Genomic DNA, 12552 nt, shown 5'->3' on the forward strand with positions numbered 1-12552 from the left:
CGGACCTCGATCAACTCGCATCAAGCAGGTCACGGATCTCCTGGGCGGTCAGGCGGGCACGGCTCGCCGCCGCACGGGTGCCAGCTGCTCCCCCGCCGACAGCCTCGCGGGCTACCCCGTCCGCGGCGTCGTCGGCAGAGCCCTCCACCACGCGGTCGAAGAGCTCGGCCTTCTTCTCCTTCAGGTCCATGACCTTCTCCTCGATGGTCCCGGCGGACACCAGCCGGTAGACCATGACAGGCCGGTCCTGGCCGATGCGGTGGGTGCGATCCACTGCCTGCTCCTCGGCCTGCGGGTTCCACCACGGATCCAGCAGGAACACGTAGTCGGCCTCCGTCAGCGTCAGCCCGAAGCCGCCCGCCTTCAGCGAGATTAGGAAGACATCGGCGTCCCCGGCCCGGAAGGCGTCGATGACCTGTTGCCGGTTGGTGGTGGTGCCGTCGAGGTAGGCGGTGCGCATGCCGGCGGTCTCGAGCGCCTCGCGCACTCCACTCAGGTAGCGAGTGAACTGGCTGAAAACCAGGGCCCGGTGTCCCTCGGCGACCACCGGCTGCAGCGTCTCCAGCAGCACCTCAACCTTGGCGGTGGGCTTGCGCCGTCGGCCGGTCTTAGAACTCCCAGCGGCGGTGTCGGTGCCCTCCACCAGTGCCGGGTCGAGCGCCATCTGCCGCAGGATCGTCAGTGATTTCAAGGCGGTAAATCGAGACTGGGCGGTGTCCTCCTCCAGCAGCCCCAGTACCTTCTGCCGTTCACGCGCTAGCCGCCGGTCGTAGGCACGCCGATGTGCAGGAGGCAATTCCACCGCCAGGATCTGCTCGTTCTTGGCGGGCAGGTCGGCGGCGACGTCCTCCTTGGTGCGGCGCAGCATGAAGGGGTGGATGCGAGCGCGCAGTGCCGCCAGGGCGGCGTCGTCCCCGTGCTCGATGGGCCGCCGATACAGCTCGGTGAAGCGGTCCGGGCCGGGCAGCAGCCCGGGCGCGGTGATGGACAGCAGGCTCCACAGGTCCATCAGCGAGTTCTCCAGCGGCGTGCCGGTGATCGCCACCATCGACGGCGTGCGCAGGCACCGCACGGCCCTGTAGGTGACCGCGTTGTGGTTCTTGACGAACTGGGCCTCATCGAGTACTACCCACGCCCAGTCGACGGCGGTGAAGTCCTCCTCCTCGATCCGGGCGATGGTGTAGCTGGTGACCACCAGGTCGGCGCCGGAGCGGATTGCTTCCAGGTCCTCCCCCCGCTTGCCGCGGGTGCGGGTGACGGTGCGCACGCGCAGCTCGGGACAGAAGCGGGCGGCCTGCTCCGCCCAGGCGCCGACGACGCTCGTAGGCGCGACCACCAGCACCGGGGCCGCCGCGGGTGGCGCGGCAGGCTCGGTCCCGTGCGGCTCCGCCCGGGCACCACCGGCGGCCAGGCCGGCCGCGGCCCGCCGCTCCACCATGCGCTGAACCACGGCGAGCACCTGGAGGGTCTTGCCCAGCCCCATGTCGTCGGCGAGGATGCCGCCGAGCCCGGTGGACTGCAGCAGGGCGAGCCAGCGGTAGCCCTCCAGCTGGTAGGGCCGCAGCTCGGCTTGCAGTCCCGCGGGCGCCGGCGCATCCACGATGTCGACGGCGTGCTGCCCTTCAGCGTCGCCCACTGCGCCGTCCCCCTCGGCGCCGTCGACCGTGGCCGTCACCGCCAGGAGCCGTTCGACGCCTTCGCGCCAGCGCCGAGTCGCCTCCCCGATAACGCCCAACTGCTCCAGTTCGGCGTACAGGCCCGCCTGGAAAGGCGTGACCGACAAGTCGCCGGCGCTGCGGGAGCGCGGATCACGCAGGTCACGTCCCTCCTCCATGAGCCGGGCCAGGCGCACGATCTCGGGACGGTTGGCGAGGTTGATCCACTTGCCGGAGTCGAGCAGTACCTCGTCCGCGCCGGCGGCGACCGCCGTCATCAGCCGTTCGATGGGCGCGTCCTCGTCACCGACCTTTACGCGCACCCGCAGGGAGAACCAGTCCGGCCGGTCGTCGTCGTCCTCGACGTCGGTGGTGATCAGCGGGGCGTCCTCGGCCTCCCGGTAGTCGGGCACCTGCCCGTCCACCTCGACGACGACGCCGTCGATCGCCTCCAGCGCGGGCACGGCCCGGGTGATGAGGCGAGCGGTGTCCATGCCGGTGAAGCGGCCCGGCTGCCACAGTGGGCCGTGGGTGGGGGCCAGCGGCGTACAGGCGTCGATGATGCGGCGGGCCAGACGGTCCTCGGCCTGGGCGTCGCGCGCCGAGGGGGCCTGCCGGGATTGGCTTCCAGAGCCCGTGCCGCTCACCGCGGCCGCGCCGTCGTAACCCGTCTGTACAGCGCCGGTGGAGCGGTCCCAGTCCGGAGGCGCGGACCCGATGATGAGTTCCGCCAGGCTGCCGACGGCGACCTCGCCGCGACTGGCGCCGGACGCCGTCTCGTAGCGAATGGACCAGGAGATCTCGGCGCGGTGCTTGGAGCCGTCCATGCTCACGCGGAGCACGGCGACGGGTGCGCCCAGGTCCGGCACGGTCAGGGTGGGATCGAGGTCGACGATGGGCACGGCCGTGGCGAGCCTCCCCAGGTGGTCACGCTCGAAGCGGTCCACGTCCACGGCGGGAATGGTGAGGTGCTCGTTGCGCGCCAGTACCCGCCCCAGCACCTCATCCGGGGGTGGCTCCAGCGGCATGAGGTTGAGGGCGCCGTCGGCACCCGTGAGCGCGTAGGCGTGGGTGGGGTTGCCCAGCGGCCGGTTTTCAGCGAGTTGCCCCTCGCCGAGGGTGAGCCCCTCGACGGCGTCGAGGTCCAATGCGGGGGCGATCAGGGCGGTGCCGTCGGGCTGACGGGTAACTGCGAGGCCGGCGCGCAGGCCGGACAGGATGCGTACCGGGTTGCCGCCGTGCTGGGCCGTCGTCAGCGTCACCCCGGCGGCGACGGCGCGCCGCAGCGCGTCCCAGACGCGGGCCGGCAGCGCGCCCAGATCGATGACGGAGTTGCTGTAGTAGAAGTCGCCGTAGGGGTCCATGACCGCCAACTCGGTCAGGGCGGCCAGTACATCCGGGGCCACCTCACCGGTCAGGTCCCCGTTCGTGAGGCCGCGCCAGGAGATGCCCTGCTTGACCCAGCCACGCTTGCCGGCGACCAGCGGGCGCAGGTGCAGGCGGCCCGGCCGGGCGGATCCGGATCCGAAGCGGCCGGTGCGGCGGGAGCCGGCGCCGTGCTGAGCGGCCCCGGTATCTACCACCTCAATGGCGACGGCCCGGCGTGCGGTCTGCCGCGTGTGCAGCAGTTGGGCCAGGCGGCGTTCCCAATCGGCGTCGCCGGGCGGCGCGGAGGCCGCATGCGCCAGGTGGCGGGCGGTCAGCACCAGGGCGGCCGTGTGCTTGCAGTTTCCGCCCACCGGGCAGGAGCAGGTGCCGGACCACTTCACGCGCTCACCGGAGATGCGCGCATAGACCATGGTCTGATAGATCCGCCCCTGCGCGCCGCGCACCGCGGCGGCAAGAATCTCGCCGTTGCCCGACATGGAGAGGTTGGCTACCCGCCCCTGCTCCGCGTAGCGGCGTCCGCGGCCGAAGGCCGGCGCACCGACCACGGCCGCGATCTCGGCGTCGGCTACTCGTGCCGGCCAATCCTCGGGGGTGATCTTTCGGGCCATGCCCCCACCATACGGGCGGGGTCCGACACGTATCGAACCGACTCAGCGCAGTGGCGGGCCGCGCAGAAGCACAAACCTCCGAGTCCCTCAGCCCCGCCGTGCTACCACCCGTCGTCCTCCCGCTCGACCTGCGCCAGCGCATCGGTCAGGGCATCCTTTACTCCGCTGGCGCTGAGCCTGCGCTTCTTGACGCTGAGCCGTTTGAGCGCCTGATTGCAAAGATCCTCGGTAGATACCCATCCGGCTGAGCCAGCACGGAGTTCACGCATCAGGGCCTGCAGTTCACGGGGGTGGATCTCCTCGATGGAGTCCACGTGATCCAGCGCATGACGCCGGTAGTGCACGGGCAACCGGGCGGCGTCCACGCTCCGCCACACGAAGCCCTCGCCATCGGTGTAGGCGAATGCGTCGCCCAGCAGCTCATCTACCTTCTGCTCCCGTGACTTCACCACCCGGGTGAGTCCATAGGCGCGGCAGAGCTTGACGATCAGCCGGTGCCGGGTGAGTGGGGACTCGACATCGCAGATGGCGCGAGCTGTTTCAACCACCTGTGCGCGTTCCGGCGAGTCCTTGTCCTGGGCGCGATCGAGCACCTCGATTGGCTGCACGCCCTCGGGCCGCCACTGCCGGTACTCCGTAGCAGTCCGTGGTGCGGCCTCCGGGGCGGCCGCACCAGCCGCCGCCGCGGCCTGCGTCTGCTCGGGCCGGGGCGCGGACGCCACGTCCTCCTCCGGCGCCGTTGTCGCCTGTGTCTCCGGCGCCGTCGGCCGTGGCTGAGAGGGCGCCGTCGACGGCGAGGCTGGAGACGCCGCGGGCGGGGCAGAGGCTGCAGCCTTTGTGCCTGCCGGCTCCAGCGCACCTCCGGAGGCGGCGAGCAGGCGCGCGACCACGGCATCCGCATCAGCCACCCATGTGGGCATCCAGACGCGCTCAATCCGCTCCCACCCCATGGAATGCAGCACATCGACCGGCAGCAGGTCACGGTCCGTGGCACTCGCCCGCCGGTTCCAGCCGGGCCCGTCCAGCAGCACCGCTACACGCGTTCCCCCGGCCCCGGTGACCACCAGGTCGATCTCGAAGTCCGAGTGCCCGACGCCGGACATCACCTCGACGCCCGCCTCCCGCAAGCGCTCGGCGATCTGATCTCGGTGCAGGTCCACGGAGGCGACCGAGCGCGGCCGACCGTGCGGCGCGATACCGCTGCGGGCCCGCCCCAGGTACTCGCGCAGGTCCTTCACCCCCTGGTGGGTGGAGCGCTCGGCGTGCAGATCCTCAGGATCGAAGCTGGAGAATACGACCACCTGCCTGCGAGCCCGAGTGATCGCCACATTCAGCCGTCGCTGACCGCCGGCGTGGCTCACGGAGCCGAAGTTGAGCGGCAGGTCTCCGCGCTCGTTGGCTGAGAAGGTCACCGACACCAGGATCGTGTCGCGCTCCTCCCCCTGAACATTGTTCAGGTTGCGCACGAACAGCCCATCGCGCGCATCCAGCGCGTCAATGATGCGCTTCCGGCCGCTGTTCCGCAGCTCGGCCTCGATCAACTCGCACTGGTGGTTGTTGAAGGTGATGATTCCCAGCGACGGCGTGGCCTGCGGCGATGCCTCAAAGCGCCTGCCGACCTCGTCTACGATCTGCCGAGCCTCCACCGGATTGGTGTTGGGCCTGATACCGCGATGCTTGGCCGTTTCTGCGCGGTAGTAGGTGCCGTTGACGCGCCGCAACGAGATGCCGTAGCCGTCCGGCCCATCGTCCGGAGCTGCAGCCATCATCAGCGGGCTCGGGAAGGACAACAGTCTTCCGTCGTAGTAGTGCCGGTTGGAGAAGGCGATGAGTGACTCGACCCGGCTGCGGTAGTGCCAGGTCAGGCGGCGGGTTGGGAGGCCTAGTGCCAGGCAGCGATCGAGGATCGAGTCCGCGCCGTCCTCCCCGGAGGCGCTACGACCAGTTGCGGCCGCCGTGCCCGGCGAGGGCGTGGGTGGCATCTGCTTGGGGTCCCCCACCACCACTGCGGTGCAGCCCCGCCCCAGGGCTCCGACGGCGTCGGCGACGGTGATCTGGGAGGCCTCGTCGAAGACCACCATATCCACGTAACGCCTGTTCGCCGGGAAGAAACGGGCCACCGAGTCCGGGGACACCAGGATGCAGGGGGTGATCGCAGTGATCAGGTCCCAGTAGGAGTCGACCAGAGCACGGACATTCAAAGTGCCCTTCCGGCGCTCGAGCTCGCGGCGCAGCGCCTCGGCGCGGTCCCCGGACTCGCGCAGCACACGGTCACGACGCCTCAGGACCACATCGAGCAGCTCCGGCGCCAGCCGTCCGCGCAGGCTCGCCTGCAACCGCCGGTACTCGTCCAGCCGCGCCTCGTGCTGGTCCGCGTCGAATCCGTCCAGCCCGCTACGGGCCGCGCAGGCGTTGAAGAGTTCCTGCGCATGCGCCGCCGCGGACGCGTCCGCACCCATGGCCTCCACCAGTTCCTGGCGAGCCGCATAGTAGGACTTGCCCTCCTGTCCCGGCGCGTGCAGGTGCTCGCGATACACCTCCAGCTCGCCGCGCGAGTCCGCCAGCTGCCGGCGCAGTCTCGCCATCGCTGCGGCGTCGTGAGCGGGCGCCTGCAGCTCCAGCGCCCTGCGTAGCGCCTCACGGACCTGGGCGGGTCGCATGCCGTTATCGTGCAGGTTGAGCAGCAGGTCCCCGATGCCGGTCTCCTCGCCCAGGCGCCGGGCGACGACGTCGAGCGCGGACTGCTTCTCCGCCACGAACATGACGGTGCGCCCCAGCGCCAGGGAGCGGAAGATGAGGTTGGCGACCGTCTGGGACTTCCCCGTGCCGGGAGGCCCCTCGACCACCAGGCTGCACCCGGAAACGGCGTCGGCGATCACTCGCGCCTGGGCGGAGTCCGCCACCAGGGGCAGGTTCTCCACCACTTCATCGAGATCCGTCGGGGCTCCGGCCGCCTGATCCGCAGTGCCGGCGCCGGGCGTGCCGCCCAGCAGGCGCGCCACCAGCGGGTTGGTGGTTATGGTCGGCCAGTCCTCCGCGAGGTCCCGCCACATGCGGTAAGTGGAGAAGCGGAACAGCCCGAGGTGGACGGTGGACTCGACGCGGTCGCGGCGACCTGCGGCACGCAGCTGCTGACGCAGCTTGTCCAATGTGGCCTCAACATTGACGCCGTGGTCGTCGTATTCGGGCTCGCGCAGCGCCGTCAGCTCGATGCCCGTATCCGCCTGGAAGCGCGCGAGCAGGGAATAGTTGGGGGTGGACACGCCGGCCTCATCCAGCGACACAATGAACGTGTCACCCTCCCGTTCCAGCTTCACGGGAACCAGGATCAGGGGAGAGCGCACACGCTGGCCGTCGGTGTACCAGCCGAGCGTACCGATCGCGAGGTACAGGTTGTTCGCCCCGGTCTCCTCCAGAGTGGTGCGAGCGGATGCGGCCAGGTTCTGCAGGCGCCGCACGTACTCCTTGCTTCCAAGAACCGCACCCACGGTGTGCGCCTTCAGCAACTCCGTGGCGTCATCCGCCGCCTGCGCGACGCCCCGGGCGGGCCTGCCGCCGAAGCCCGCTGCGGCTCTGAGGGCCAGGTTGTCGCGCTTGTTGACGATGTCCTCGAAGTCGCCGACGAGTTCCGGCGGCACCCTGAGCTCGATCGCTGAGCGCGCGGTGCGGTCGATCAGCGGGTTGCGCAGGGACAGGTCTAGCAGGGCCCGTTTCCACTCCTCCACGCGCGCCGGTGCCGCACCCGCCGCCCGGTCGGTGCCCGGCTCGGGCGTCGGAGCGGGCAGGCCCGCAGCATCCTGTTCCGCCCAGGTGGCGGACGGGGACAGCTCCACGACGACGTCGTCCTCGTCGCGTTCAAGCGCGGGCTGCGGCAACGCCCCGCCGGAGCGTGCGGCAGCGACCGGAACCACCAGGGTCAGTTCTGCGAGGGCGGCCTCCACGATCTGCTGGGCCGCGCCACCCGGCGCGTGTAGTACCCCTGCGGGCGAGCGCAGCGCGGCAACCGGGTCTATCAGCCCGATGCCGCCCTGCCGCACCCCTGCGGCGAAGGCCTCCGGGGAGCCATGCGTGCTCGCCGCGTCATTCCTGGCGTAGCCGAGCAGCACCGAGGCGGGCGTCAGCGCCAGCACCGGGTGGCCCCCGAGCCGTTCCAGGATGCCGGCCAGCAGGACTGCGACGTCGAGCGCGCTGCCGGAACGCGCATCCATGACCTCGCCCGCGGTGCGGACCGTAAGCGGATCCCGCCCCCGAGAACCATCCCCATCCGCCGCCAGGCCGCGACTGCGCAGTAGGGCGCAGGCCGCGTCGGCAACGTCGTCAGGTGCGGAGGCGGCTGTACTCAGGCCGGCGCGCAAGCGCGCCTGCGCTGCCAGCGCCTGAACCGCAGGCTGATCGGGCTGGACGAAGGTCGCCAGTGCCGGGCCGGCCCAGCAGTCGCCTCCGGCCTGCTGCCACTGGCGCGGGGGCAATGCGGACAGGGCATCAATCCGCCGGACCAGCTTCGCGCCCTCCCGAGTGCGCAGCTCCACGCGCACGTGAGCAGGACCCGGCTGATCGACCTGTGCCAGGTTGTCCCGGTTCAGTTTCAAGGCCCTGCTGGTGTGCAGTTCGCGCTGCGCGCCCGCGTCCCAGGTGAACCGCCACGGCTCGACCAGCTCGTGGCCGCCGTCGTCCTCAATAATGGTCACGGTCGCCTCGACGGGGCCCGGGACGACTGCCGCAGAGTCGGGAAGGCTCAGGGCAACGGATACCTCCGCCTCCAGGCCTGCGACCGCGTGCGCGTAGCCGATCACGGGCACGCACTCGACCTTGATGTCGACGGCGTCCAGCGGGCCGCGGCGTGCGCCCCGGCCGTCGTCGATGCTGCCTATGAGCTCGCGTATCTGCGCCCGTCCCGTCTCGGCGCCGATGAGCCGCAGCAGCTCGCTTACGGCGACGAGCGCGGCCAGAGTCTTATCGGCATCGAAGCGAGCACCGTGTACCGCCTCGTTGCGGAACCGACGCACCTCGTGCAGTTTGCTCCCCGCGCCCGGCGGCAGGGGCAACAGGTAGCGCCCATCGGCGCCGCGCGCGGTGAGGATGCGGATCTGGGTGGATAGGTCTGACAAGTCGGGGAAGTCCGTAACCGGTCCCGATCCGGCGAGCAGAGCTCGCAGCGTTTCAGGTGTGCAACGATCCCCCAGGGCGTTGCGGACATAGCGCTCCAGGTGGGGAGGGAGAACGCGGAGCAGTCCGCGTAGGACCAGATCGTGGTTGTCGAGCTTCATCGATACTCGGTTCGGAGTTGGTTTCGCCCTGTGCTCCCGGGCGTATCGAGAAGTTCCGACACGCTCCGGCTGACGGTCCGACCGGGCGGGGGCGGACCGACGCGTGCAGGCTACCGCCTCCTTGTGACATCAATTGCCAGTGGTTTGCTCCGCGGACGGTAATCAGCGCCGTCGACGCACGATCTGTGCGATCAGTTCCCGGCTGCAGCCGAGTGCCTGGGCGAGGGCGGTGTAGGACCAGCGCTTCGGCTCGGCCTCGCGGAGCCGGTCGATAATCTCGTCCCGCTCGGCCCGGTAGCGGGCGGCCAGGGCGTCGGCCTGGAGTGCCTGGGCGTGCAGCTCGGCGGCCCGCGCCGCCAACGGATCGGATACTCCCATTGAGCGTGCCGGAGGGCGGCCGTCCCCGTCTGGGACGGCCGCCCTCCGGTTGCGCACTGTGCGCAGCGGGTCAGAGCCCACCTGAGAGCCCCCGTGAGAACTCCGTGATCAGGTTCGGCACCGCGGTGTCGAAGCCGACGACGTCGAGCATGCCGGCGTCGTCCGGGTCGGCGATGGAAAAGCCCGTGGAGGTCATTCCCACCACGACGAGCCTGGCGGGGATGCCGCTGTGCTCGCGGTAGCGGCGCAGCGCCTGGAACGGGTGGATGTCACCGGCCCAGGTCTCGTTATCGGTGTAGATGACGAAGGTGTCCACTTCCAGGTCGTGCTCGGCGGCGTACAGCATGGGCAGTGCGCAGTCCGTGCCGCCGAAGGGCATTGCGTCCACCGCCTTCAGCGCGTCGTCGAGACGGCGACGGGGGCTGATGTCCAGCGGGGCCATGGCGGCCGGCCGCCAGTATCCCGGGCGAGCGCTGGAGAAGGCGAAGGCGGCGGAACCCGGCTCGGTGGCCAGTTGCACCAGCGCCAGCGCGGCCGCCGCCTCGCGGGCGGTCAGGGCCATGCCGGAGATCGGCATACCCATGGAGCCGGACACGTCGACGGCCAGCATGGTGCGCTTACCCGCACTCTCCGCGGCACCGAAGGCCGCGTAGAAGGCGGCGTCCAGGGCGTCGGCGACCTTCGTCGTCGGCGTCCAGGCGCTCTTGCCGCGCCGGGAGAACCCGGAGGCGTAGGTGCGCTGGGCGATCAGCGCGGACACCGGGTGCACGCGGGCGGCGCGCAGACGCTCGGTGTCGGTCAACTGCGCGCAGACCTCATCGGTGCGCCCACCCATCGCGGGCAGCAGCCCCAGTCGGGTCAGGCGCGGCAGCTGGCGAATGAGTGCGGTCAGCGGCACCCCGGCGTCGAGCAGCGCCTCCCAGACCTCCGGCCGGGCCAGCGCCGCATCCGGCAGCATCTCCCAGGTCAGGCGGTAGTCGCGGACGATCCGCGCCCAGGTGGCATCGGCGTCGGCCCGAGCGGCATCCACTTCCTGAGCCTTGACGAAACCCTCGATCAGGGAGGGCACCTCCTCCCCGACGGTGCCGTGGGCGATCCAGTCGAGGGTGGCGCGCATGTCGGCCTCCGCGGCGGCCGGGTGAGCCAGGCGCAGCAGGTCGCGGTGTGTCCAGCCGTCGCGCTGGCGGTACTTGACCGCCTGGTAGGCGAGCTGCTCGGCGGTCTTGGTCGTGTACCAGGCACCGACGGCACGGCGCAGGCCGCGCCCCCATCCACGGAACTGCTCGACGTAGGTGGCGAAGGTGAACAGGTGCGTCCCGGTGCGGGCCACACGCGGCAGCGCCGCGAGCGCGGCGTCACGGGCCTGCGGCACGGAGGCGGCGTACGCCAGGGCGAACAGGGCCGGGTTCTGCTTCGGCGCAGCACCGGCGGTGGAGACCTCGGTGATCGTGTTCACCAGCCCCTGCGGGTCGGCGACCGCCATGCGGTGCAGGACCTCGGCGTTCTCAAGCGCCAGCGTGCGGGAGTCGGTGTAGTAGGTGCCGCCGTCCACACCAAGGATCAGGAAGCGACGCAGGCGGGCGGCGTCATCGAGCGCGAAGCCGTAGCCGCCGGCGGCGTTACGCACCTGGCCGGTTCGAGCCGGCTCACGCTGCGGCGTACGCCGAGTGCTGATGCCCTTCAAGAAATCCATTTCTTCTTCCCTCTCCTTTCCTGCTTCCAGGGATATGAGATGTGCCGGGGTGGCGGCGGGCGTGTTCTTGCCCGCCGGACAAGCGGTGTCAACCGCGCTGTTGGAGAGCGATAACCGACCGGCTTCGGCCCGCCGCCACCCCGCACGAGCACAGATGTGCGCCCGTATTCCGGCTGCACGAACGGCGGAGGCGGGCGTGTGTTCGGCCTCCGGATCCTCCGAGGAGGGTTGGGGTCGAACCAACTAATACCGATAACCGAAGACCTTCCGGCCCGCCGGCGCACCGTTCGCGCATATCGGCCGTGGCCGACTCGCAGTAGTGTAGACCCCTACACACCTGGAACTCAATCCATCCCCGCCGGTGATGTTTGTGAGGTGACGCACCCGTCCGACCACGCCGCCCGCCAGAACCGGGCCCCTACCAGCACGCGGAACCACCTCAGAGCCCTCCGGCTCCGGGCCGCGGCTCGTACACGAGTTCTCTGCAAAGACACGAGTTTTGGAGCTTCGCGTGCGCTGGGCACATGCAAACCTCCGGAACTCGTGTATCTGACGCAAACTCGTGTTCCTGCCACCGCGCCGATTCCCACGCCCCCACGTCATCGGTCCCGGGCACATGTACGCGAGCAAGTGTGAACCTGGTGGACCGTCCGAGCGGGCGTGGCACGATGACCGGAGCCGACCGCTCTACCCTTGAGCTACCGGCGAAGCGCCGACGAGGACTCGAACCCCGAACCGCCGGTCCGATAACCGACCATCTCCGGCCCGCCCGAACGCTTGTACCGTAAGCGCTCGCCCGGTACTCCGTCAACCGCCCGAGCCGGAGTCAATAGGTCCGAGTTCGCTCGACATCCCTCACGGCCTCTGCGGCGCGAGGATCCGTCCTTCCGCAGGCGAACATCCCCTCGCCAGGGGAAGTCAGTGAAGGGAGATGTCCGCGTCCGTGACCCGCCAGGCGTGGAAGGGCACGGTCAGCCCGGCTCGACTGGGAGCACACAGGAATGGGCCGGCCTCGGCTACGGCGTCCTCCGGGAAGGGCAGCAGACGCACCATGCGCAGGGCGGCAGTGCCGTCGGGCGAAATGAGCCCCGCACGCATGGTGATCGCATCGCCCGCGCGACTGAGTCGCACACGCACGCGCTTGCCCTGCCAGTCGGGCACGGGTGCCACCGACCAGTCGGAGTTGCCGGCAGTGACGACGGCGCCGAGCTGGCAGGCGCCGTCGGAGAACTCCACCCCGGCCTTGACCCAGTTCTCGGTGTCGACGCGCACCATGACGCCGGCCTGGTCGAAGTTCTCGGTGAAGGCGGCGGTCATGTCCACCTCGACCGCGGTGTTCTGCTCGAAGGGGGCCAGCAGGGCATGGGCGGTGTCGACGATGAAGCCGTAGCTGGTGCGCCGCCACGCATCCGACTTCTCGACGGCGGTGACCAGCAGGTCTCCGTCCCTCTCCTCGACTGCGGCGGGCGGGTTCAGCCAGTGTCCTGCGGACCAGGGAAGCGTCGTCATGATCCGAGCCTAGCCGCGGTTGCCCCGACTGTCGCGCGCTTGGCGCCGGGAAA

At 70.3% G+C, this 12552-nt stretch carries 5 protein-coding genes; all 5 read right to left on the reverse strand.

The genetic code is table 11. From position 1 onward, the window contains the following. Positions 1-10 precede the first annotated feature (10 nt). On the reverse strand, positions 11-3652 hold the full coding sequence (locus tag C3B71_RS11935; protein ID WP_108968308.1) for a DEAD/DEAH box helicase: 3642 nt from the start codon (positions 3650-3652) through the stop codon (positions 11-13). A 101-nt stretch (positions 3653-3753) separates the two neighbouring features. After that, positions 3754-8919, reverse strand: coding sequence for a DUF4011 domain-containing protein (locus tag C3B71_RS11940; protein WP_234415899.1), 5166 nt, complete (start codon positions 8917-8919; stop codon positions 3754-3756). Between the two features lie 162 nt (positions 8920-9081). Beyond that, positions 9082-9297, reverse strand: coding sequence for a hypothetical protein (locus C3B71_RS11945; protein ID WP_108968310.1), 216 nt, complete (start codon positions 9295-9297; stop codon positions 9082-9084). Between the two features lie 70 nt (positions 9298-9367). Beyond that, on the reverse strand, positions 9368-10990 hold the full coding sequence (locus C3B71_RS11950) for a TROVE domain-containing protein (protein WP_108968312.1): 1623 nt from the start codon (positions 10988-10990) through the stop codon (positions 9368-9370). Between the two features lie 918 nt (positions 10991-11908). Beyond that, complete coding sequence (locus tag C3B71_RS11955) at positions 11909-12499, reverse strand: DUF1349 domain-containing protein (RefSeq protein WP_108968314.1); 591 nt, start codon at positions 12497-12499, stop codon at positions 11909-11911. Positions 12500-12552 lie beyond the last annotated feature (53 nt).

The organism is Actinomyces sp. Z16 (assembly GCF_003111765.1).
Classification (GTDB): Bacteria; Actinomycetota; Actinomycetes; order Actinomycetales; family Actinomycetaceae; genus Actinomyces; species Actinomyces glycerinitolerans.

What these genes read in the sequence shown, in the direction of transcription:
- C3B71_RS11935 (WP_108968308.1), bottom strand. Translation starts at nt 3,652, where the DNA reads ATGGCCCGAAAGATCACCCCCGAGGATTGGCCGGCACGAGTAGCCGAC.
- C3B71_RS11940 (WP_234415899.1), bottom strand. Translation starts at nt 8,919, where the DNA reads ATGAAGCTCGACAACCACGATCTGGTCCTACGCGGACTGCTCCGCGTT.
- C3B71_RS11945 (WP_108968310.1), bottom strand. Translation starts at nt 9,297, where the DNA reads ATGGGAGTATCCGATCCGTTGGCGGCGCGGGCCGCCGAGCTGCACGCC.
- C3B71_RS11950 (WP_108968312.1), bottom strand. Translation starts at nt 10,990, where the DNA reads ATGGATTTCTTGAAGGGCATCAGCACTCGGCGTACGCCGCAGCGTGAG.
- C3B71_RS11955 (WP_108968314.1), bottom strand. Translation starts at nt 12,499, where the DNA reads ATGACGACGCTTCCCTGGTCCGCAGGACACTGGCTGAACCCGCCCGCC.